Source organism: Actinomycetospora sp. (assembly GCF_036497585.1).
In the GTDB taxonomy this organism is placed as follows: Bacteria; Actinomycetota; Actinomycetes; order Mycobacteriales; family Pseudonocardiaceae; genus Actinomycetospora.
In genome coordinates this window covers 1-21,796 of record NZ_DASXJD010000209.1, presented here as the reverse complement: position 1 = coordinate 21,796, position 21,796 = coordinate 1, and the positions used below count along the sequence as shown (strand labels likewise).

Sequence of the window (21,796 nt, the reverse complement as noted above, 5' to 3'; positions counted from 1 at the left end):
GTTCACCACCTGTGCCGCGGCGTGGCTATCAAGTCGTGACGTCGCGAGGTGGTCGCTCGTGCCCGACCCACCGATTGCCGACCTGTTGCGGCGCGCAGCGCAGGCCAGAGCATCCAGTGAGGCCCTTCGCGCCCGGGCAGAGGTAGCCAGATGGCTTTTCGAGTCGCATGACCGACACCGGCGTCGAGCGGGCGAGCCGGCGAGCGATCCAGAGAGGAAGCACGGGCAGAGCTTGCGGGTCGTCCCGCCGATGGTCGCCGACCAGGACGACGCCGAGGGCAGCCCGCCGCCCGGCGGCGACTGCTGAGTTCTGCGGGGCACATCAGGGGCACACACGGGCCGGGCTCCGCGGGGAGAGCCCGGGCCGTGCCGGTACAGGGTGACACCCTTGAGAAGGGCGCGCACGGATCGGAGCAGGCTGTTCGAACGCCGTTCGAGTTGTCAGGCCGGTGCTCTTCCGCTGAGCTACGCGCCCGAGTGTGCGTGCGTCTCCGTGTCCCAGCACGGAAACGCACGCACGAGGCCGTCAGGCCGAAGCCTTGAGCTCCTCGATGGCGTCCTTCCAGCCCTGCTGGTTGCGCGCGTCGCCGGGGCCGTTGTGCTCGGCGAAGCGGACGACGCCGTCCTTGTCGATCAGGAAGGTGCCGCGGAACGCGAAGCCGAGGTCCGAGGAGAACACCCCGTAGCTCTCGGCGACCGCACCGTGCGGCCAGAAGTCCGACAGGAGCGGGAAGTCGTAGCCCTCCTGGTTCGCCCAAGCCTTGAGCGACCAGGTGGTGTCCACCGAGATGCCGAGGATCTGGACGTCGTCGTTCTGGAACGCCCCGATGTCGTCGCGCGCCGAGCAGAGCTCGCCGGTGCAGATGCCGGAGAACGCGAACGGGTAGAAGACCAGGAGGACGGCCTGCTTGCCGGTGTAGTCGGAGAGCGAGACCTCCGCGCCGTCCTGGTTCTTGAGCGTGAAGGCGGGGGCCTTCTGGCCGACCTCGACCGTCATGGGGTACGTCTCCTTCGGTGGGGACCGAGCGGGTCAGGCCTCACCCTAGCGAGCCGACCGCCCGGCATTCCCTCACCGGCGTGACCGTCCTCCCGCCTTCGGTGCGACGAGCCGGGTGCCCACCCAGCCGTCGGACACGTTGATGTTCGAGGTCTGGGAGAGCCCCGCCGTGGGCGCCGCCTCGGCGATCTCGGAGGGCTCGACGTGCCCGTCGCGGCCGGTCTTGGGCGTGAGCACCCAGACCACGCCGTTGTCGTCGAGCGGAGAACGGGCGTCCATGAGGGTGTCGACGAGATCGCCGTCCCCCTCACGCCACCAGAGGAGGACGATGTCCACGACCTCCTGGGCGTCCTCGTCCAACAGATCCTCGCCGCTCCGGTCTTCGACGGCGTCGCGGACCTCGTCATCCACGTCCGAGTCCCATCCCAGCTCCTGGACGATCATCCCCGGCTCGACCCCGAGCTTGCCGGCCACATCGCTCCGGCTGCCGTCGGTGTCCCCCGCGGCCGCGACCACGTCTCTCGTCCCTCCTCGGTGCCCTCGGCCGACGCCCGTCCGGCGCCCGCCAATCACGCACAGCGAACACTCCCGCGCAGTCGCGCGCAACCAGCCACGCGGCACGCAGAACGGACCGCGGGACCGACACGCCGAGCGGCCTCGCCACCACGCCGTCCCGACTACTCGTGGGTAGAGATGACGGACGGGCGCCCGGGGACGACGATGGTCACCACCTGGGGCGACCCCGCAGGCAGAATCGGTTCCGAAGACCCCCGCGAGGGCGAGCCGGGGCCACACCGTCGGACCCACGCGACGAGGAGCATCCGCAGTTGTCAGCAACGAACGACTCACCGAACAGCACGGACACGCCGCGGGTCCACGTCATCCGTGACGGCCTCTCCTCGCACCTGCCGGACATCGATCCGGACGAGACCGCCGAGTGGATCGAGTCGTTCGACCAGGTGCTCGACGGCGCCGGCCAGCAGCGCGCCCGTTTCCTCATGCTGCAACTGCTCCAGCGCGCCCGGGAGCGCCGCGTCGCGGTGCCGAGCCTGTTCTCCACCGACTACGTCAACACCATCCCCACCGACCAGGAGCCGTGGTTCCCGGGCGACGAGGAGACCGAGCGCCGTTACCGCGCGTGGATCCGCTGGAACGCCGCGACGATGGTCCACCGGGCGCAGCGGCCCGGCGTCGGGGTCGGCGGCCACATCTCGACCTACGCGTCGGCGGCCAGCCTCTACGAGGTCGGCTTCAACTGGTTCTTCCGCGGCAAGGACCACGCCGGCGGCGGGGACCACGTCTACATCCAGGGCCACGCCTCCCCCGGCATCTACGCCCGCGCCTTCCTCGAGGGCCGCCTGGGCGCCGAGCACCTCGACGGCTTCCGCCAGGAGCTCAGCCACGCCGGCCCGGGCGGCGGCCTGCCGTCCTACCCGCACCCGCGGCTCATGCCGTGGTTCTGGGAGCACCCGACGGTCTCGATGGGCCTCGGCCCGATCAACGCGATCTTCCAGGCGCGCTTCGACCGCTACCTGGAGAACCGCGGCATCAAGGACACCTCCCAGCAGCACACCTGGGCGTTCCTCGGCGACGGCGAGATGGACGAGCCGGAGTCGCGCGGCGCCATCCACGTCGCGGCGGCCGAAGGCCTGGACAACCTGACCTTCGTCATCAACTGCAACCTGCAGCGCCTCGACGGGCCGGTGCACGGCAACGGCAAGGTCATCCAGGAGCTGGAGTCGTTCTTCCGCGGCGCCGGCTGGAACGTCATCAAGGTCATCTGGGGCCGGGAGTGGGACCGGCTGCTGCACGCCGACCGCGACGGCGCCCTGATCAACCTCATGAACACCACGCCGGACGGCGACTTCCAGACCTACAAGGCCAACGACGGCGCCTACGTCCGCGAGCACTTCTTCGGGCGCGACCCGCGCACCAAGGAACTCGTCAAGGACATGTCCGACGACGACGTCTGGAACCTCAAGCGCGGCGCGCACGACTACCGCAAGGTCTACGCGGCCTACCAAGCGGCGCTCGAGCACGAGGGCCGCCCGACCGTCATCCTCGCGAAGTCGATCAAGGGCTACACGCTCGGCCCGCACTTCGAGGGCCGCAACGCGACCCACCAGATGAAGAAGCTGACCCTCGAGGACCTCAAGACCTTCCGCGACGAGGTCCGGGTGCCGATCAGCGACGCCGAGCTCGAGCGCGACCCCTACCTGCCGCCCTACTACCACCCCGGCAAGGACGCCCCGGAGATCGAGTACATGCTCGATCGCCGCCGCCAGCTCGGCGGCCCGCTGCCGGAGCGGCGGCTGCGCAGCAAGCCGCTCGTACTGCCGGGCGACAAGGTCTACGACGTCGTGCGGCGTGGCTCGGGCAAGCAGGAGATCGCCACGACGATGGCCTTCGTCCGGCTGGTCAAGGAGCTCACCCGCGACGACGAGATCGGCAAGCGGGTCATCCCGATCATCCCCGACGAGGCCCGCACCTTCGGGATGGACTCGTTCTTCTCGAACCTCAAGATCTACAACCCGCAGGGGCAGCTCTACACGTCGGTGGACGCCGACCAGCTGCTGGCCTACCGGGAGTCCGAGACGGGCCAGCTGCTGCACGAGGGCATCAACGAGGCCGGGTCGGTCGCCTCGTTCACCGCGGTCGGGACGTCGTACGCCACCCACGGCGAGACGATGATCCCGATCTACATCTTCTACTCGATGTTCGGTTTCCAGCGCACCGGCGACGACCTCTGGGCCGCGGCCGACCAGATGGCGCGCGGGTTCCTGCTCGGGGCGACGGCGGGGCGCACGACGCTCGTCGGCGAGGGCCTGCAGCACAACGACGGGCACTCGCACCTGCTCGCGGCGACCAACCCGGCCGTCGTCGCGTACGACCCGGCGTTCGCCTTCGAGATCGGCCACATCGTGCGCGACGGGCTCGAGCGCATGTACGGCGAGTCGAGCAACGGCGCCGCTGGCGAGCCCCCCGCGGAGCCCGACCGCGACCCCAACGTCATGTACTACCTGACGGTCTACAACGAGCCCTACCGCCAGCCCGCGGAGCCCGACGGCCTCGACGTCGACGGCCTGCTGCGGGGGCTCTACCGCTACGCCCAGGCCCCCGGCGGGCCGGGCCCGCGGGCGCAGATCCTGGCCTCGGGCGTCGCGATGCCGTGGGCGCAGAAGGCCCAGGAGATGCTGGCGACCGAGTGGGGGGTGCAGGCCGACCTGTGGTCGGCGACGTCCTACGGCGAGCTGCGCCGCGACGGCGTCGAGTGCGAGCGCCACAACCAGGCCCACCCCGACGACGATCCGCGCACGCCCTACGTCACGACGGCGCTGTCCGACGCGGCCGGCCCGGTGGTGGCGGTCTCGGACTGGATGCGCGCCGTCCCCGACCTCATCCGCCCCTGGGTGCCCGGGGACTACACGACGCTGGGCACCGACGGCTTCGGGCTCTCCGACACCCGGCCCGCCACCCGGCGCCACTTCGGGGTCGACGCGGAGAACGTCGTCGTGGCCGTGCTGGCGTCGCTGGCCCGCCGCGGCGAGGTCGACCAGTCGACGGTGCGGGACGCCGCGCGGCGCTACCAGGTCGACGACCCGCAGGCCGCGGGGCCGCAGGAGTCCGACAGCGGCGTCTCGTGACCTCGCGGTGACTTTTCGGCGATCGGGGCTAGCTCTGGTGCCAGGGGATCCCGCTAGGCTGTCGCCGACCGCCCGGTCCTCCTCGTAGCCAACGAGGCACCTGGCGGGTCCGGCGGTTGGAGTACAGCGCTCCGGCGGCGGCTTGAAGGCTGGGGGCAGGACAGCGCCCCCGGGACATCGGTATGAGGAGCAAGAATGGCAGAAGGCACCGTCAAGTGGTTCAACAGCGAGAAGGGCTTCGGCTTCCTCGCTCCCGACGGTGGTGGCGCTGACGTCTTCGTCCACTACTCGGCGATCCAGTCTCGCGGCTTCCGGACGCTTGACGAGGGTCAGCGCGTCTCGTTCGACGTCGAGCAGGGCCAGAAGGGCCTGCAGGCCGTCCAGGTCACGCCGCTGTAGCAAGCGCGCACACGTCACACGGGGCGGGGCCCCGGCCGGTTCGCCGGCCGGGGCCCCGTTTCTCGTCGGGGGCCGGGACACTGGGGACGGGCGACGACGCCGCGGAGGTGAGCTGATGGCGGGGACCCGCGAACGGTCGGTCTCCGAGGCCACCGTGCGCCGCCTCGAGCTCGCGACCGGCGGGGTGGCTGGCGCCGGGGTCGCCGAGATGTCCGCGCGGCTGCCGTGGTTCTCCCGGCTGACCGCCGACCAGCGCGCCGGCGTCCTCATGGTCACCCAGCTCGGCGCCGCCAACTTCGTCACCTGGCTCCGCGACCCCGACGCCACCCCGCGCCTGACCGCCGAGGCCTTCCGCAGCGCCCCACCCGACCTGGCCCGCCGGATGACGCTGCGCCAGACCGTCGAGCTCGTCCGCATCGCCACCGAGGTCTTCGAGGAGCGCATCCCCGCGCTGGCCGGGGGCCGGGCCGAGCGGGCCGTCCTCGTCACGGCGGTGCTGCGCTTCGGGCGCGAGGTCGCCTTCGCGGCGGCGACGGTGTACGCCTCGGCCGCCGAGTCCCGCGGCGCCTGGGACGCCCGCCTCGAGGCCCTCGTCGTCGACGCCGTCGTCCGCGCCGACCGCGACTCCGAGGGCGCCCTGCTCTCCCGCGCGTCCGCGCTGGGGTGGGACCCGGGGGCGCGCGCGGTGGTGCTCGTCGGCGACCCGCCCGCCCCCGGCGACCCCTCCCGCCCCGAGGGCCCCGACCCGCTGCACGGCGTCCGGCGCGCCGCCTACCGCGCGGGGGTCTCGGTGCTCCTCGGCGCCCACGGCTCGCACCTGGTCATGGTCATGTCGCTCGACGAGTCCCGGGAGCACGTCGACGACGACGCCCCCGACGACGGGCCGCGCGACCACCGCCTCACCGACCTCACTCGCGGCGAGTCCAAGGCCGCCCTGGCGCTCGCCGACGCCTTCGGGCCAGGACCCGTCGTCGCCGGACCCGTCGTCGCCGGGCTGCTCGACGCGCACCGCTCGGCCGTGCGGGCGCTCGCGGGGCACCGGGCCGTCGCGGCCTGGCCGGGCGCGCCCCGGCCGGTCTCGGCCGACGAACTGCTCCCCGAGCGGGTACTCGCGGGCGATGCGTCCGCGGTCGAGCAGCTCGTGCGCGACGTCGCCCGCCCGCTGCGGGAGGCCGGTGGCTCGCTCGTCGAGACCGTGGAGGCCTACCTGGAGCACGCCGGGGTGCTGGAGGCGTGCGCCCGCTCGCTCTTTGTGCACCCGAACACCGTGCGGTACCGGCTGCGTCGAGTGGCCGACCTCACCGGCGCCCAGGCCTCCGACGCGCGCGGCTCGCGGTTGTTGCACATGGCCATCGCGCTCGACCGGTTGCGCACGGTCGGCGGCGGAACGGAGCCCACGCCGAGGCGCTGACCTGCGACGATGCAAGATCGTCCGGCGTCAGTGATCGAGAGCGGCATCTCGATCGATTCCGTCGCCATGGCGTGTTTGCCCCCACATTTGTAGGAACCCCACAACGATCCCCGACGAGGATTCGTCACCGCGACGCCTGCTGCCCGCAACCCGCGCGTGGTGGGGTACGGAGTGTGATCGCGATCCTCGCGCCCGGTCAGGGCGCCCAGAAGCCGGGGATGCTCGCGCCGTGGCTGGAACGCCCCGGCGCCCGCGAACGGCTGGCGGCGTTCTCCGAGGCGGCCGGGCTCGACCTGGCGCAGTTGGGCACCGAGGCCGACGCCGACGCGATCGCCGACACCGCCGTCACCCAGCCGCTGCTGGTCGCCTCGGCGCTGCTCTCGGGCGAGGCCCTCCTGGGCGAACTGGGCGGCTCGCTCGGCAGCTCGGACGCCCTGCCCGAGGGCACCACGGTGGCCGGGCACTCGGTCGGCGAGCTCGCCGCGGCCGCTCTCGCGGGGGTGCTGAGCCCGGAGCGGGCGGTCGCCCTCGCCGCGGTGCGCGGCAAGGAGATGGCCGCCGCGTGCGCGGTGGAGCCGACCTCGATGGCCGCGGTCCTCGGCGGTGACGCGGACACGGTGCTGGCCGCGCTCGCCGAGCGCGACCTCGAGCCCGCCAACCGCAACGGCACCGGGCAGGTGGTCGCCGCCGGCCGGACCTCCGACATCGAGGCCCTCGCCGCCGAGCCGCCCGAGGGCGCCCGGGTGCGCCCCCTCGCCGTCGCCGGCGCCTTCCACACCCGGTTCATGGAGCCCGCCGAGAAGGCCCTGTCGGGCTGGGTCGGCGAGCACCGCGACCAGCTCGCGCCCGCCGACCCGGTGCTGGCCCTGCTCTCCGACGCCGACGGCGCCGTCGTCACCTCCGGGTCCGACGTCCTGGACCGGCTCGTCGCCCAGGTCACGCTCTCCGTGCGCTGGGACGCCTGCATGGACACCCTGCGCGAGCGCGGCCTCACCGGCGCCGTCGAGCTCACGCCCGCCGGGACGCTCACCGGCATGGTGAAGCGCCAGATCAAGGGGACCGCCACCGTGAACGTGTCGACGCCCGATGACCTCGCCGCGGCCGTCGAGCTGGTGCGGGGGCAGGAATGAGCCTGCACGGCACCATCCGCCAGCCCGACCCGGTCGCGGGCGCCCGCATCCTGGGCCTGGGCAGCTCCCAGCCCGACCGCATCGTCACCAACGACGAGCTCGCGCAGCGCGTCGAGACCAACGACGAGTGGATCCGCAGCCGCGTCGGGATCGCCGAGCGCCGCTTCGCCGGCGAGTCGGACACCGTCGTCTCCATGGGCGCCGACGCAGGCTCCAAGGCCCTCGCCGATGCCGGCCTCTCCCCTACCGACCTCGACGCCGTCGTCGTCGCGACCTGCACCATGCCCAACCCGATCCCCAACGCCGCCGCGCAGCTGGCCGACCGGATCGGGGTCAACGGCATCGGCGCGATGGACGTCAACACCGCGTGCGCCGGGTTCTGCTACGGCACCGGCCTCGCCGCCGACATGATCCGCTGCGGCACCGCCCGCCACGTCCTCGTCGTCGGCTCCGAGAAGCTCTCCGACTGGCTGGACATGGACGACCGGTCGACCTGCATCATCTTCGCCGACGGTGCGGGTGCCGCCGTGCTCGGACCGGCCGAGAGCGCCGAGGAGGTCGGCGTCGGGCCGGTCGCGTGGGGCGCCGCGGGCGACCTCGTGTCGACGATCGGCATCGACGAGAAGAACTACCTGCGCCAGGAGGGCCAGGCGGTGTTCCGCTGGGCCACCACCAAGATCGCGCCCATCGCGATGGAGGCCCTCGAGAAGGCCGGCCTGAGCCCGGCCGACATCGACGTGCTGGTCCCCCACCAGGCCAACCTGCGCATCGTCGAGGCCATCGCGAAGAAGCTGAAGCAGCAGGGGGCGCGCGACGACCTCGTCATCGCCGACGACATCGTCCACTCCGGCAACACGTCCTCGGCGTCCATCCCGATGGCCATCGACCACATGCGCGGCGCCGGCCGGGTGCGCTCCGGCGACGTGGCGCTCATCGTCGGCTTCGGGGCCGGCCTGTCGTACGGCGGCCAAGTGGTCGTGCTCCCCTGACTCCTTCCTGGCTATAACGTCCTCGTCCTCACCAGACCCCTGATGAAAGGAGCCACGTGGCTTCCAAGGAAGAGATCCTCCCCGACCTCGCGAGCATCGTCGAGGAGGTGGCCGGCGTCGACGCCTCCGAGGTGACCCCGGAGAAGTCGTTCGTCGACGACCTCGACATCGACTCGCTCTCGATGGTGGAGATCGCCGTGCAGGCCGAGGACAAGTTCGGGGTCAAGATCCCCGACGACGAGCTCGCGAAGCTCACCACCGTGTCCGACGCCGTCGACTACATCTCCTCGCACTCGTGAGTGCGCCCGGCCAGGGGGTCGTCGTCACCGGGATGGGCGCGACGACCCCGCTCGGCGGAGACGTGCAGACCACCTGGGACGGCCTCCTGGCCGGCGCCAGCGGTGTCCGGCCCCTGACGGAGGACTGGCCGGCGCGCTTCGAGCTCCCCGTCGACTTCGCCTCCCAGCTCGCCGTCGAGCCCTCCGAGATCCTCAAGCGTGTCGAGCTGCGTCGCCTCGACCGGTCCGAGCAGGTCGCGATCATCGCGGCCCGTCAGGCGTGGGAGCACGCCGACCTCGGCGACTACCCCGCCACCGAGGACGGGTCGCCGAAGGTGGACGCGCTGCGCCTCGCCGTCGTCGTCGGGACCGGCATCGGCGGCGCCACCACCCTGCTCGGCCAGGACGACCTGCTCGAGCAGCAGGGCCTGCGCAAGGTCGCGGTCCTGACCATCCCGATGCTCATGCCCAACGGGCCCGCGGCCCACGTCGGGCTGGAGTTCGGCGCCGCGGCCGGCATCCACGCCCCGGTCTCGGCCTGCGCGTCCGGGGCCGAGGCCATCGCCTGGGGCTGGCGCATGCTCCAGGCGAACGAGGTCGACGTCGTCGTCGCCGGCGGCGCCGAGGCGTGCATCGCACCGATCACCCTCGCCGGGTTCTGCCAGGCCCGGACCATGGCGCACGACTGGGACGACCCGACGCAGGCCTCGCGGCCCTTCGACACGAAGCGCAACGGCTTCGTGCTGGGCGAGGGCTCGGGCATGGTCGTCCTGGAACGCGAGGAGTTCGCGAAGGCCCGGGGCGCGACCGTCCACGGGCGCATCGCGGGCATCGGGACCAGCGCGGACGCCTACCACATCACCGCGCCCGACCCCGAGGGAACGGGCCAGTCGCGGGCGATCGCGGCCGCCCTGCGCACCGCGGGGCTCGAGCCCGCCGACGTCGGGCACGTGAACTGCCACGCGACCTCCACCCCGGTCGGTGACGTGGCCGAGACCGTGGCCGTCCGCAAGGCCATCGGGGACCACCCCGTGCTCACCGCGCCGAAGGGATCGCTGGGCCACCTGCTCGGCGCCGCGGGCGCGGTGGAGGCGATCGCGACGATCCTCGCGGTCCGCGAGGGGCTCGTGCCCCCGACCGCCAACCTCACCGACCTCGACGACGACGTGGAGCTCGACGTCGTCGCCGGCGAGGCCCGCAAGGTGGCCCTCGAGGCCGCCGTCAACGACTCCTTCGGCTTCGGAGGACACAACGTCTCGCTCGCCGTCACCCCGGCCTGACCCGGTGCGCCGCGGCACCTCGAGGCCCCGTCCCCACGACCAGGCCACCGGACGGTGCGGTCCGCCGACCCGTACCGCCCCGTCCACCCCGCCCACCGCCACCCGCCCGACCGGCGGGCGGCGGCCCGGAGAGGAGTTCGCATGACCGCTCTCGACTCCCGCCCCTCGACGTCGTCCCCCGAGCCCCCCGCCCGCTCGTCGTCCCTGCCCGCCACCGAGGAGCTGGACCCGCGCTCGCCGTACGTGCGCGGGGCGGCGCTGGTCGACGAGGGGACGTTCTCCCCGCTGCGCCCGCCGGACACGTCGGGCGCGATGGCCGCGCACGGACGGATCAACGGCTCCCGCGTCGTCGTCTACATCACCGACGGCTCGGTGATGGGCGGGGCCATGGGCTCCGAGGGCTGCCGCCACATCGTCGAGGCCATCGACACCGCGCTGCGGCTGCGCTGCCCGGTGATCGGGCTCTGGCACTCCGGCGGCGCCCGGCTCGCCGAGGGCGTGGAGGCGCTCGACGCCGTCGGGCAGGTGTTCGCGGCGATGGTGCGCGCCTCCGGGCGGGTGCCCCAGATCTCGGTGGTGCTCGGCCCGGCCGCCGGCGGCGCGGCCTACGGCCCGGCGCTGACCGACCTGGTGATCATGGCGCCGCAGGGCCGGGTGTTCGTCACCGGACCCGACGTCGTCCGCTCGGTGACCGGCGAGACCGTCGACGCCGAGGGACTCGGCGGCCAGGACGCCCACGGCCGGCGCTCCGGCGTGGTCCACGTGGTGGCCGACTCCGAGGCCGACGCGATGGCCCGGGCCCGGCGGCTGACGGAGCTCTTCGCGACGCCGGGCTCGTTCGACGTGCGCTCCACCCGGTCGTCGGACCTGCGGGCGCTGCTGCCCGAGGCCAAGAAGCGCGCCTACGACGTGCACCCGCTGCTGCACGAGCTGCTCGACCCCGCCCCGGAGGGCGAGTCGCCGTTCGAGGAGCTGCAGCCGCGATACGCGCCGAACATCGTGGTCGGGTTCGGCCGGCTGGGGGGCCGGGCGGTCGGGGTGATCGCGAACAACCCGCTCCGCCTGGGCGGCTGCCTGGACTCGCCGTCGGCGGAGAAGGCGGCGCGGTTCGTGCGGCTCTGCGACGCGTTCGGCATCCCGATGGTGGTCGTGGTCGACGTGCCCGGCTACCTGCCCGGGGTCGGGCAGGAGTGGGACGGCGTGGTGCGCCGCGGGGCGAAGCTGCTGCACGCGTTCGCCGAGGCGACCGTGCCGCGGGTGACCCTGGTGACCCGCAAGTCGTTCGGCGGGGCCTACATCGCGATGAACTCCCGCTCGCTCGGGGCGACTGCGGTGTTCGCCTGGCCCGACGCCGAGGTCGCCGTCATGGGCGCGAAGGCCGCCGTGGGGATCCTCAACCGCAAGCAGCTCGCGGCGGCCCCGGAGGAGGAGCGCGAGGCGCTGCACACCCAGCTCGCCGAGGAGCACGAGCGCACCGCCGGCGGGGTCAACCGCGCCCTGTCGATCGGGGTGGTCGACGAGGTCATCGACCCGGCCCAGTCCCGGGCCCACCGGGTCGACGCGCTCGCGAGCGCGCCCGCCGGGCGGGGGCATCACGGGAACATCCCGCTATAGGTGCCCTACGGGCACGTGAGCACTTTCTGGGGCTATAACCCCAGGAAGTGCTCACGGGCACTCCGTGCACCTGGTGACTTCGCCTGGCCACCCGAGCTGCCGGAGCCGGGCGGCGACGATCTGCGCCACGGTGCACGGGGTGTCCTTGACCTCCTCGTAGCCGAAGGTCAGCCGGGCCCGACCCTCCAGCTCGGCGGCGTTGTCGCGAGCCCGGTCGACGCGGGCCGTACGGCGGTTGGCGTGCGTGCGCCAGCCGTCCAGGCGCACGGTCAGCACCCCGAGCGGCATGGCGTACTCGAGGTCCTCGGCCCGGCGGTGCCCCTCGACCACCCGGGCGACCTGCCGGACCCCTCCCGGCAACCCGTGCGCGAGCTCGACGTCCTCGGCGTACCAGCCCTCGAGCACGGACTCGACGCCCTCGGCGATCAGCTTCGCCGCCGCCTCGAGCGCCCTGCGGTACCGGCGGGGTCGTCGGTTCGCGAGGGCCGCCTGGATACGCCCTCCCGGCACGTGGGCCTGCGTCGCACCCGCCGTCAGGATCCTCATGGCCTCCCGGGCGCTCGGCGCCTCGACGGCCAGGTCGATCAGGGTCTGGCTCTTCGTGGTCACCGGCGGATCGCAGTTGGCCAGCACGATGTGGGGGAACGCCCGGCTCCGGTGCACCACGATCCCGTCGCATCCACGTGCCGACGACCCGTACTCGACGGTCACGTGGATCGGCAGCTCGTCGCTCCCGCCGGGGAGTCCCAGGACGGCCGCGGCGCTCGCGTGGCTGAGCACCGCGGGGCCCCGGATGAACAGCAGCGCCGCCCGGCGCCACATCTCCGGCGTCGGTTCGCCGCTGACGAGCGCGTACGTGCTGCGGAACATCGGGATCCATCGTCCTGCGGCCACGTGCGCCCGCACCGCATCGGCGGTGAATCCCTGGGCGAAAGCCTGTTCGAGGCTGGCGACGTTCCCCTGGTCGCGCCGCAGCCGCTGCCATTCCTCGGGGTCTTCCACGGGGGTTGGAGGCGCTCGGTGAACCTCCGGTTCCCGTGAGCACTTTCCGGGGTCATAGCCCCGGAAAGTGCTCACGAGCCGTAGGCACCTAGCAGGGCGTCCGCAAGGAACTCCCAGCCAGCGGATCCACCAGGCGCAGCGACCCCCGCTCGGTCACCACGGTCATCGACACCTGCCAGCACAGCCGCGCCACCGGGACGTCGGGGGGCGCCGACGAGGGGTCCTGGGTGGTGATCATCCCCATGGGCACCACGTACTGGTCGTCCCCCACCGGATCGATGCGTCGCAGGATCACCGAGCCCACCTTCACCGTGCGGTTCCGGTCGGCGAACTGGGCCGAGGACACCGAGGCCGAGGACGTCGCCGACGAGGTCGCCACCCAGGCGCCGTAGTCGCCGTTGTTGCGGGCGTCGATCTGCCGCTGGACGAGGTCACGGATCTCGGTCGCGCGGGGTGAGGCGGCCGCCGAGGGGGTGAGCGCCACGGTCGGCGGCCCCGCGGAGCCGTCCTCGGGCAATGTCACTCCAGCGAGTGCCGGCCCGGTGTCACCGAGGGCGTCCCGCGCGGTGCCGGACGCCCGGCCCGCGAGCACCGCGGCCACCACGCCGAGCACGGCGAGCAGCACGACGAGGGCGATCGGCACCGTCACGGCGGGGCGGGTCAGCGCCGCCAGCCGGCCGTTGCGGGCGCCGGTCACCCCGGGAGGCGGGTCGGCGCGAAGGGCATGGGAGCACTGTGCCAGCCCGGGCCCGGCCGGCGGGGAACCGGCCCCGGCGATCAGCCGACCTGGTGCAGCCATCCGACCGCCGCGCCGTCGCCGGCGTAGCGGTACTGCTCGAGGGCGTCGTCCCAGCGGCGCCCCAGGAGTTCGTCGAGGGCGTGGTGGAGGGCGTCGCGGCCGTCGCGGCGCGCGCCGGCCATGGCCGAGCGCAGCTGGTCCTCGCCGACGACGACGTCGCCGTTCGCGCTGGTCCGGCCGTGCCAGAGCCCGAGCCCGGGGACGTGGCTGAAGCGCTCGCCGTCGGTGCCGGGGCTGGGCTCCTCGGTGACCTCGAAGCGCAGCATGCCCCAGGCACGCAGGGCGCTCGCCAGGCGCGCCGCGGTACCGACCGGGCCGGTCCACGAGCACTCGGCCCTCATCTGGCCCGGGGCCGCGTCCTGAGCGGTCCAGTCCAGCACGACACGGGCGTCCAGGACGCCCGAAATGGCCCACTCGACGTGCGGATTGACCGCAGGCGGCGACGAGTGGACGTAGACCACGCCACGGGTGCTCACTGCTGACCTCCGGTCGAGACGAGAAGCGTCTTCCCCAACGTCCTCGCAACGCCCGTGCCTTCAGTGCGACCCACGTCTGCGGTCGCGCAGCAGTGTGCCCGCTGAGACCCCTGTTGTGCCAGTGGTGCGCGTGTTCGGCGTGTCGCGCCACCGGGAGGCCGTCGACCGGCGGGGCCCGATCGCCTAGCGTCGTCGGACGATGACGCGGCGCGACGACGGTCCCGACGAGGACCGCCCCGCCACCTTCCGGGCCACCCTCGCCGTCGCCCCGTTCCGCCGGCTCTGGACCGGCCAGCTGCTCTCGATCCTCGGTGACCAGGTCGCCCGCGTCGCGCTGACCGTCCTGGTGTTCGACCGGACCGCCTCAGCCGCGCTCACCGCCCTGACCTACGCGCTGACCTTCCTGCCCGACCTCGTGGCCGGCCCGCTGCTCTCCGGGCTCGCCGACCGCTTCCCGCGCCGGGCCACGATGGTCGTCACCGACGTGGCCCGGGCGGTCCTCGTCGCCGCGATGGCGGTGCCCGGCATGCCGCTGCCGGCCCTGTGCGTGCTGCTCGTGGCCGTGCAGATGCTCGCCGCGCCGTTCCTCGCCGCGCGCTCGGCGATCCTGCCGCGCCTGCTCGACGGCGACCGCTACGTCGCCGGCGCGGCGCTGATCGGGACGACGTACCAGTCCGCCCAGGTGCTCGGGTTCGCGCTGGGCGGCCCGCTGGTGACCCTGCTCGGGGTCTCCCCCGCCCTCGGGATCGACGCCGCGACGTTCGTCGTCTCCGCCCTCGTGGTCGGCCTCGGACTCCCCGAGCACCGCGCGGAGCGACCGGAGGGGGTCCCGACGCCGGGTGCGGGCGTGCGGGAGGCGCTCGCGCGGATCCGGGACGGCGCGCGCGTGGTGGGCCACGACGCCCGGCTGCGCGCGCTCATCGCGCTGGCGTGCGTCTCGGCCTTCGTGGTCACCGTCGAGGGACTGGCCGCGCCGTACGCGGCACACCTCGGGGCGGGGACGGCGGCGGTGGGGGTGCTGCTCGCGGCGAACCCGCTGGGGGCCGCGGTGGGGGTCGTGGCGCTCACCCGGCTCGTCGCCCCCGACGCCCGGTCACGCCTGCTGGGGCCGCTCGCGGTGGGCTCCTGCGTGCCGCTGATCGGCTCCGCGCTGGACCCCCCGCTGCCGGTCGTGATCGGCCTCTGGGTGGCCTCCGGGCTGTGCTGCGCCTATCAGGTGCCCGCCAATGCGGCCTTCGTCGCCGCGGTCGCCGACGCCCACCGCGGTCAGGCGTTCGGCCTCGCGGTCACCGCCCTGCGCGCCACCCAGGGGGTGGGCGTGCTCGTCGCGGGCGTGCTCGCGCAGGCGACCTCGCCGCCCGGCGCCGTCGCCCTCAGCGGCGCCGTCGGGGTCCTGGCCGCAGTCCTGGCGGGCGGTGCGTGGCGGCGCGCCCGCCGGGGCACCGACGTCCGCGACCCGGAGACGGGCCGCGCTCCCCCCGGTCCGACGACCGGCACCCCCGACGCCGCGTGAACGGCGTCCGGGGGGGGCCCGGTGCGTCGGGCCCGCGTCGGGTCAGCGCCAGTGCGCGTCCCGCCAATGGGCGTCGCGCCAGTGGGCGTCGCGGACCCAGTTCGAGTCGTCCCTGCCGAGGGACAGCACGGCGGACCGGACCCAGTTCGAGTCGTCGCGGACCCAGTTCGAGTCGGAGGTGGTGGGCATCGGTACTCCTTCGTGGTCGCGCCCCGTGTCCGTGCGCGGCGTCACCACGCGCGGTTCGAGGTCCCCATCCGGGCAGAGATGTCACTCCGCGTGAGCAGCCGACGGGACGAACCGCGGGGTTCGATCGGTCACGCTCTGCGGTCGGACGACTCCAGCCTGGCAACTGTGGCCCTCGGTCACCAGAGGACGACCGGGCGTCAACCATCCAGGTGAGACGCCACGAAAGGGTGATCCACAGGTCCCCGTCGGAGTGGTTCGCGGTACCGTTGGGTCACCACCACGAGGGCGCGACCGGCGGGTGTGGAGGCTCCGCGCGAGGCCAGCAGGGACACCGTCACCGGCCGATTCCCAGCTTCGGAGGCAGCAGAACGTGACCGCTCCCCGCGCGCGGCCGACCCGCCAGGAGGCCGGCGGGATCACGCGTCGCGACCGGTCCGGGCTGGCCGCGCTGGTGCCGAGCCGGTGGGATCTGTGGTCGCTGCGGCCCCGGGCGCTGACCTACGTGCTCGTCGTGGACGTCCTCGCGATCGCGGTGACCGTCGCCCCGTTCGTCGGGCGGCCGGCCACCGGGCAGGACTGGCTGGTCGCCGGCCTGCTCTTCCTGGGCGCGGCGGTGCACGCCGAGGCCGCCCGCCACATCGAGCGCATTCGCATCACCCGCACCGACCGCCCGTTCATCGACCTCAAGTCGATGTGGACCTTCGCGGGCCTGCTGCTCGTGCACCTGGGGCCCGCGCTCGTGCTCGTCACCGCGACGTTCGCCTACTGGTGGGTCCGCAACGAGCAGCACCCGCCGCCCCACCGGTGGATCTTCTCCTGGGCGACCGTCGTGCTCGGCACCGGCGCCGCGGCGCTCGTGCTGCTCGACATCGACAAGAGCACGCTGCTCACGGCCGCGGCCGGGCCGAAGGGCCTGGTCCTCATCGCGCTCGCGGCGCTGGTGCGCTGGACGGTCAACCACGGCCTCGTCGTCGGGATCATCCTGCTGCTGTCCTCGCCGACGCCGTCCGTGCGCCGCCACCTGGCCAGTCCCGCGGACACCCTCCTGGGGCTCGGCGCGCTCGCCCTGGGCGCCGCGCTCGCCGTGCTGGCCGCCGCCTCGCCGTGGCTGGTGCCGATCCTGCTGGTCCCGGTGATCATGCTGCACCGCGGCGTGCTGGTGGACCAGTTCCGGCAGGCCTCGCGGACCGACCCGAAGACGGGGCTGGCCAACGGATCCGCGTGGGCCGAGATGGCCGCCAAGGAGATGGCGCGGACCCGTCGGCTGGGCACCGGGCTCGCCGTGCTCATGGTCGACCTGGACAACTTCAAGGCCGTCAACGACGCCCACGGCCACCTCGCCGGTGACGAGGTGCTGCGCGCGGTCGCCGCCGCGCTCTCGGCCGAGGTGCGCGGGTACGACGCCGTGGGCCGCTTCGGGGGCGAGGAGTTCGTCGTCCTGCTCTCCGGGGTCGACCCGGCCTCGGCGTCCCACACCGCCGACCGTCTCCGGACCCGGATCGGGTCGCTCGACCTCACCGTGGCCGGACCGGGCGGCCCGACGCGCATCCGCGGGCTCACCGCGTCCATCGGGTGCGTCGCCAGCCCGAAGGCGGCCGGCACCGTCGACGAGCTCGTCGGCGCCGCCGACGGCGCGCTCTACGAGGCCAAGCGCGCCGGGCGCGACCGCGTGGTCACCGCCCCGCCGGCGTGACGGGTCAGCGGAACGCCGCCAGCCCCGTCAGCGCCTGCCCGATGGAGAGCGCGTGCATCTCCTCGGTGCCCTCGTAGGTCAGCACCGTCTCCAGGTTCGTCATGTGCCGGAACACCGGGTACTCGAGCGTGATCCCGTTCCCGCCGAGCACGGTGCGTGCGGTCCGGGCGACGTCGAGCGCGGCGCGCACGTTGGCCATCTTGCCGAAGCTGACCTGCGACGGGTGCAGCTCGTGCGCGTCCTTGAGCCGCCCGATCCGGCCCGCGGTGAGCCCGGCCTGGTTCACCGCGACGACCATGTCGGTGAGCTTGCGCTGGGTGAGCTGGAAGCCCGCGATCGGGCTGCCGAACTGCTCGCGGTCCATCGCGTAGGACAGCGCCGCCTCGAAGCAGGACCGCGCGGCCCCGACGGCGCCCCAGAGGATCCCGTAGCGGGCCTCGTTGAGGCACGACAGCGGACCCTTGAGCCCGGTGACCTCGGGGAACACCGCGTCGCCCGGCACCCGCACGCCCTCGAGCACGAGCTCGGCGGTCAGCGAGGCGCGCAGCGAGAGCTTGTGCTTGATCTCGTGGGCGGTGAAGCCGGGGGTCTCGGTCGGGACGACGAAGCCGCGGATGCCCTTCGACCCGGCGTCGGGGTCGGTCTGCGCCCACACGACGGCGACGTCGGCCAGGGTCCCGTTGGTGATCCACATCTTGGTGCCGTCGAGCACCCAGTCGTCGCCGTCGCGGCGCGCGCGGGTGCGCATCGAGCCGGGGTCGGACCCGGCGTCGGGCTCCGTCAGCCCGAAGCAGCCCAGCGCGTCGCCGGTCGCCATACGCGGCAGCCACTGCTGCTTGTGCTCCTCGCTGCCCCACCGGTGGATGGCGAACATCGCGAGCGAGCCCTGGACCGAGACGAACGAGCGCAGCCCGGAGTCGACCGCCTCGAGCTCGCGGCAGGCCAGGCCGTAGGAGCTGGCGTTGGTCCCGGCGCAGCCGTAGCCCTCGAGGTGCATGCCGAGCAGGCCGAGCGAGCCCAGGCCCTTCGCGATGTCGCGGGGCAGCGTGTTCGACTCGTACCACTCGCTGATCCGGGGGGCGAGCTCCGCGGCCGCGTAGTCCCGCACCGCGTCGCGGATGTCGCGCTCCTCGGCGGACAGCTCGGCGTCGAGGGCGAGGAAGTCACTGGGATCCGGGCCCCGGCGAGCGGAGCGACGGGGGGAGGTGTCGGCCATGGTTCCCACGGTAGGACGTGCAGGCGCCCCGTTCAGCGCGTCGGGGCGTCCGGCCCGTGCCAGAATCCGGCGAACCCGGGGTGCAGGTCGAGCGTGTCCACCTCGGCGAGCAGCACCCACGCCAGTTCGGTGGACTCGGCGTCGGTGGGGTGCAGCGGCGGCGGGTCGACGGTCAGCGCGGCGTGCACCGTCGTGTAGGACCAGCCACCGTGGTCGTCGACGGTCTCGGTGGTGACGACGACGGCCGCCGGGTCCAGCCCGGTCTCCTCGACCGCCTCGCGCAGCGCCGCGTCCCGGGCGGTCTCGGCGCCGTCGCGAGCTCCGCCGGGGATGCCCCAGGTGCCGCCGTGGTGGCTCCAGGACGCCCGGTGGGCGAGCAGCACCCGCCCGGTGGCCAGCACCAGCAGCCCGGCCGCGCCGAAGCGGCCCCAGTGGCGGTGGCCCTCGTCGCAGCGCACCCAGCCGTCGCCGTTGGCCCCCCGGTCCTGCTCGCGTGCCGCCACCCGACGATGATCCCCCGTCGTGGACCACGGTGCGCGCCGTCTCGGCGTGGAGGAGGAGCTGCTGCTCGTCGACCCCGACGACGGGCGGCCCCTCGGGCTGTCCGCGTCGGTGCGCGACGCGGGCGAGGAGCTCGACGGCGAGATGCGCGCCGAGCAGGTGGAGACCGGCAGCACGCCCCACGACGACGTCGACGCGCTCGCCGCGGACCTCAGCACCCGTCGTCGTGAGGCCGCCCGGGCCGCGTCGTCGCAGGGCGCGGCGGTCGCGGGACTCGCCACCTCCCCCGTCGCGCCCGACCCGCTGCGCCCGCCGCCGGGGCGCTACGGCCGCATCCTGGAGCGCTTCGGGCCGATCGCCTCCGAGCAGCTGACCAACGGCCAGCACGTGCACGTCGAGATCGGCTCGCGGGAGGAGGGCGTCGGGGTGCTGGACCGCATCGGGCCGTGGCTGCCGGTGCTGCGCGCGCTCTCCGCGAACTCGCCCTTCTGGCGCGGCGCCGACACCGGGCACGCCAGCTACCGCTCGCTGGTGTGGTCGCGGTGGCCCAGCGCCGGCCCCACGCCCGTCTTCGGCACGCCCGAGGCCTACGACGCCTCCGTGGCCGCGATGGTGGAGACCGGCACCGTGCTCGACGAGGGGATGGTCTACTTCGACGCCCGGCTGGCCGCCTCCTACCCGACGGTGGAGGTCCGGGTGGCCGACGTCGCCGGGGAGGTCGAGGAGGCGGTCGTCGTCGCGCTGCTCGCCCGCGCGCTGGTGGAGACCGCCGCCCGGGCGTGGGCGGCCGGGGAACCGCCGGCGAGCACCCCGGTGGAGGTGCTGCGCCTGGCGCACTGGCGGGCGGCGCGCTCGGGCTGCGTGCCGGGCCACGACACCGAGTCCGGGCTGCTGGTCGACCCGCGCACCAACCGGGCCGCCGAGGCGGGCGCGGTGGTGCACGCGCTGCTCGAGCACGTCGCGGACGCGCTCGGGCCGGACGCCGCGCGGGCCCGGGCCGGGTGCGCGCAGGTGCTCGCCGGCGCCACCGGCGCGGCGCGCCAGCGGCGGGTGTTCGCCGAGGGGGGCGGGCACACCGGGCGCGGGACGAAGGCGGTGGCGCTGGACGCGGTCGCCCGGTGCGCTCCGCGCCCGTGAGCAGTAATCCGCCGAACAGCGCGGATCAGTGCTCACCTGCGCGCAGCGCACCTAACCGGCGGCACCCACGATCCCCCGCACCATCGAGGGGAAGACCAGCGGCACGCCCACCCGCAGCGCGGCCCCGTAGGCGACCCCGGCGAGGCCCGAGGGCGCGAACCCGACCTCGACCTCCAGCCGCGAGCCCTGCCCCTGCGGGACCACCGTGAACTGCAGCCACAGCCGGCCGGGCACGCGCAGGTCGGCGCGCAGCCGCAGCAGGCGTTCCGGTTCGAGGGCCTCCACCCGCCAGGCGTCGACGACGTCGCCCACGACGAGGTCGCGCCCGTGCGTGCGGCCCCGGTAGGCCCCGACGCCGCCGAGCAGCTGGTCGGCCCAGCCGAGCACGCCGAACACCCCGGGCGGGGTGTACCAGCCGGTGTCGCCGCCGAGGCGCTGCAGCACGCCCCAGACCGTCCGCGCGGGCGCCCGCGAGTCGGCACTCGACCGCCAGCGCCACGTGGCCCCGCCGGAGCCGACCGGGTCGGTCGCCCGCGCCAGCGCCGCCGGCCGCTCGTCGGCGTCGACGCGGTCGACGCCGTCCGGGCCGGGTGACGACGACGGCGAGGGGTCCCGCTCCTCGGGGTCCGTCCCGTCACGGCGTCGGCCGAGCGCGGCGCGCACGGCGGCGTCGTAGGTCGTCGGCCCGCCCGGCGGCGCCCCGAGGAGGGCGTGCGCGTCGGCCAGCGAGTCGCCGCACACCAGTTCGTGGCGCAGCGACTCGACCAGCGGCTCCACGAGGGTGCGCGGCAGCGGGGAGAGCAGCTCGAGGACCGCGGCGGCCACCGTCGGGCCGCCGGGCGGGACCGGCACGGGCACCGGGACCGCGAGCCGCTGGGGCAGCCCGGCGATCCGCGCGTAGCGCTGCACCAGGTCCAGGTAGGTCAGGACGTCAGGGCCGCCGACGTCGAGGGCCCGGTCCACCTCCCGGGGCAGGGTGGTCGCGGCCACCAGGTGGTGCAGGACGTCGTCGACCGCGATGGGCTGCGTCCGGTGGTGCAGCCAGCTGATCGCGGGCAGCACCGGCACCCGCTCGGCGAGGTAGCGGATCATCTCGAAGCTCGCCGACCCGGACCCGACGACGATCGACGCCTCGAGCGCCGCGGTCGGCACCGGCGAGCCGAGGAAGATGTCGGCCACCTCGGCGCGCGAAGCGAGGTGGCGTGAGGCGGGGTGGGCGGGGTCGACCGGGGGCCGCAGCCCGCCGAGGTAGACGAGCCGGCTGACGCCGGCCCGGTCCGCGGCGTCCGCGACGGCGTGGGCCGCCGCGCGATCGCGCTCGGGGAAGTCGGCGCGCTCGAGCGCGTGGGCGAGGTGCACGACGGCGTCCGCCCCGTCGACGAGGCGGGTCACCGCGGCGGGAGCACCGAGCTCGCCCGGGACCACGTCCACGCGATCGGCCCACCCGCAGCGGGCCAGCTTGCCCGGCGAGCGGACGAGCACCGTGACCTCGTCGCCGCGGGCAAGGAGACGGGGCACGAGCCGGGTC

20 protein-coding genes are annotated in these 21,796 nt (G+C 74.2%); 11 read left to right on the top strand and 9 right to left on the bottom strand.

Annotated features, from left to right (window positions below; translation table 11 throughout):
* Positions 1-526: 526 nt before the first annotated feature.
* Both VGH76_RS20805 and VGH76_RS20800 read right to left on the bottom strand, forming a co-directional pair.
* Positions 527-997, bottom strand: coding sequence for a peroxiredoxin (locus VGH76_RS20805; RefSeq protein WP_331558630.1), 471 nt, complete (start codon positions 995-997; stop codon positions 527-529).
* Positions 998-1,069: 72 nt separating this feature from the next.
* Positions 1,070-1,513 carry a DUF3052 domain-containing protein gene (locus VGH76_RS20800; protein ID WP_331558629.1) on the bottom strand — a complete coding sequence of 148 codons (444 nt, stop codon included), beginning with the start codon at positions 1,511-1,513 and terminating at the stop codon, positions 1,070-1,072.
* 311 nt (positions 1,514-1,824) lie between these two features.
* On the opposite strand from VGH76_RS20800, the gene aceE reads away from it, so the two are divergent.
* From aceE to VGH76_RS20760, 8 genes are all read left to right on the top strand, one after another.
* Positions 1,825-4,641, top strand: coding sequence for a pyruvate dehydrogenase (acetyl-transferring), homodimeric type (gene aceE, locus VGH76_RS20795; RefSeq protein WP_331558628.1), 2,817 nt, complete (start codon positions 1,825-1,827; stop codon positions 4,639-4,641).
* 195 nt (positions 4,642-4,836) lie between these two features.
* The gene (locus VGH76_RS20790) at positions 4,837-5,040 is read left to right on the top strand and encodes a cold-shock protein (protein ID WP_018331418.1); all 204 of its coding nucleotides are present in this window, start codon (positions 4,837-4,839) and stop codon (positions 5,038-5,040) included.
* Positions 5,041-5,155: 115 nt separating this feature from the next.
* Positions 5,156-6,451, top strand: coding sequence for a PucR family transcriptional regulator (locus tag VGH76_RS20785; RefSeq protein ID WP_331558627.1), 1,296 nt, complete (start codon positions 5,156-5,158; stop codon positions 6,449-6,451).
* Between the two features lie 173 nt (positions 6,452-6,624).
* Positions 6,625-7,581, top strand: coding sequence for an ACP S-malonyltransferase (locus VGH76_RS20780; RefSeq protein WP_331558626.1), 957 nt, complete (start codon positions 6,625-6,627; stop codon positions 7,579-7,581).
* Positions 7,578-8,570, top strand: a complete 993-nt coding sequence (locus VGH76_RS20775) for a beta-ketoacyl-ACP synthase III (protein ID WP_331558625.1) — start codon at positions 7,578-7,580, stop codon at positions 8,568-8,570. The genes VGH76_RS20780 and VGH76_RS20775 overlap by 4 nt, the downstream gene beginning before the upstream one ends.
* Before the next feature lie 56 nt (positions 8,571-8,626).
* Positions 8,627-8,869 carry an acyl carrier protein gene (locus VGH76_RS20770; RefSeq protein WP_018331414.1) on the top strand — a complete coding sequence of 81 codons (243 nt, stop codon included), beginning with the start codon at positions 8,627-8,629 and terminating at the stop codon, positions 8,867-8,869.
* A complete protein-coding gene (locus VGH76_RS20765; protein WP_331558624.1) occupies positions 8,866-10,128 on the top strand; it encodes a beta-ketoacyl-[acyl-carrier-protein] synthase family protein in 1,263 nt (420 codons plus the stop codon). The genes VGH76_RS20770 and VGH76_RS20765 overlap by 4 nt, the downstream gene beginning before the upstream one ends.
* 141 nt (positions 10,129-10,269) lie before the next feature.
* Positions 10,270-11,742: an acyl-CoA carboxylase subunit beta gene (locus VGH76_RS20760; RefSeq protein ID WP_331558623.1), complete on the top strand. Its 1,473-nt coding sequence runs from the start codon at positions 10,270-10,272 to the stop codon at positions 11,740-11,742.
* A gap of 51 nt (positions 11,743-11,793) precedes the next feature.
* On the opposite strand, the gene VGH76_RS20755 is transcribed toward VGH76_RS20760, so the two are convergent.
* The 3 genes from VGH76_RS20755 to VGH76_RS20745 all read right to left on the bottom strand — a co-directional run bounded on the left by VGH76_RS20755 (position 11,794) and on the right by VGH76_RS20745 (position 14,019).
* On the bottom strand, positions 11,794-12,612 hold the full coding sequence (locus VGH76_RS20755) for a hypothetical protein (RefSeq protein WP_331558622.1): 819 nt from the start codon (positions 12,610-12,612) through the stop codon (positions 11,794-11,796).
* Positions 12,613-12,832: 220 nt separating this feature from the next.
* Positions 12,833-13,441, bottom strand: a complete 609-nt coding sequence (locus VGH76_RS20750) for a hypothetical protein (RefSeq protein ID WP_331558621.1) — start codon at positions 13,439-13,441, stop codon at positions 12,833-12,835.
* A gap of 80 nt (positions 13,442-13,521) precedes the next feature.
* Positions 13,522-14,019 carry a DUF3145 domain-containing protein gene (locus VGH76_RS20745; protein WP_331558620.1) on the bottom strand — a complete coding sequence of 166 codons (498 nt, stop codon included), beginning with the start codon at positions 14,017-14,019 and terminating at the stop codon, positions 13,522-13,524.
* Between the two features lie 199 nt (positions 14,020-14,218).
* Here VGH76_RS20745 and VGH76_RS20740 point away from each other — a divergent pair, with 199 nt between their 5' ends.
* Positions 14,219-15,532: an MFS transporter gene (locus VGH76_RS20740; protein WP_331558619.1), complete on the top strand. Its 1,314-nt coding sequence runs from the start codon at positions 14,219-14,221 to the stop codon at positions 15,530-15,532.
* A gap of 42 nt (positions 15,533-15,574) precedes the next feature.
* Here the strand turns inward: VGH76_RS20740 and VGH76_RS20735 are convergent, their stop codons facing one another.
* Positions 15,575-15,721: a hypothetical protein gene (locus tag VGH76_RS20735; RefSeq protein WP_331558618.1), complete on the bottom strand. Its 147-nt coding sequence runs from the start codon at positions 15,719-15,721 to the stop codon at positions 15,575-15,577.
* 370 nt (positions 15,722-16,091) lie between these two features.
* Between VGH76_RS20735 and VGH76_RS20730 the strand changes: the two genes are divergently transcribed.
* Positions 16,092-17,414: a GGDEF domain-containing protein gene (locus tag VGH76_RS20730; protein ID WP_331558617.1), complete on the top strand. Its 1,323-nt coding sequence runs from the start codon at positions 16,092-16,094 to the stop codon at positions 17,412-17,414.
* Positions 17,415-17,418: 4 nt separating this feature from the next.
* Here the strand turns inward: VGH76_RS20730 and VGH76_RS20725 are convergent, their stop codons facing one another.
* Together VGH76_RS20725 and VGH76_RS20720 are read right to left on the bottom strand one after the other, a co-directional pair.
* Positions 17,419-18,630: an acyl-CoA dehydrogenase family protein gene (locus VGH76_RS20725; protein ID WP_331558616.1), complete on the bottom strand. Its 1,212-nt coding sequence runs from the start codon at positions 18,628-18,630 to the stop codon at positions 17,419-17,421.
* Between the two features lie 32 nt (positions 18,631-18,662).
* Positions 18,663-19,133, bottom strand: coding sequence for an NUDIX hydrolase (locus VGH76_RS20720; RefSeq protein WP_331558615.1), 471 nt, complete (start codon positions 19,131-19,133; stop codon positions 18,663-18,665).
* A 19-nt stretch (positions 19,134-19,152) separates the two neighbouring features.
* Between VGH76_RS20720 and VGH76_RS20715 the strand changes: the two genes are divergently transcribed.
* A complete protein-coding gene (locus VGH76_RS20715) occupies positions 19,153-20,268 on the top strand; it encodes a glutamate--cysteine ligase (protein WP_331558614.1) in 1,116 nt (371 codons plus the stop codon).
* Positions 20,269-20,319: 51 nt separating this feature from the next.
* Here the strand turns inward: VGH76_RS20715 and VGH76_RS20710 are convergent.
* A partial coding sequence (locus tag VGH76_RS20710; protein WP_331558613.1) for a DUF2867 domain-containing protein occupies positions 20,320-21,796 on the bottom strand: 1,477 nt, incomplete at its 5' end.

Bases quoted from the DNA above. Each gene is read 5' to 3' on its own strand.
- VGH76_RS20805 (WP_331558630.1), bottom strand. From the start codon at position 997: ATGACGGTCGAGGTCGGCCAGAAGGCCCCCGCCTTCACGCTCAAGAAC.
- VGH76_RS20790 (WP_018331418.1), top strand. From the start codon at position 4,837: ATGGCAGAAGGCACCGTCAAGTGGTTCAACAGCGAGAAGGGCTTCGGC.
- VGH76_RS20785 (WP_331558627.1), top strand. From the start codon at position 5,156: ATGGCGGGGACCCGCGAACGGTCGGTCTCCGAGGCCACCGTGCGCCGC.
- VGH76_RS20775 (WP_331558625.1), top strand. From the start codon at position 7,578: ATGAGCCTGCACGGCACCATCCGCCAGCCCGACCCGGTCGCGGGCGCC.
- VGH76_RS20760 (WP_331558623.1), top strand. From the start codon at position 10,270: ATGACCGCTCTCGACTCCCGCCCCTCGACGTCGTCCCCCGAGCCCCCC.
- VGH76_RS20755 (WP_331558622.1), bottom strand. From the start codon at position 12,612: ATGTTCCGCAGCACGTACGCGCTCGTCAGCGGCGAACCGACGCCGGAG.
- VGH76_RS20740 (WP_331558619.1), top strand. From the start codon at position 14,219: ATGACGCGGCGCGACGACGGTCCCGACGAGGACCGCCCCGCCACCTTC.
- VGH76_RS20735 (WP_331558618.1), bottom strand. From the start codon at position 15,721: ATGCCCACCACCTCCGACTCGAACTGGGTCCGCGACGACTCGAACTGG.
- VGH76_RS20725 (WP_331558616.1), bottom strand. From the start codon at position 18,630: ATGGCCGACACCTCCCCCCGTCGCTCCGCTCGCCGGGGCCCGGATCCC.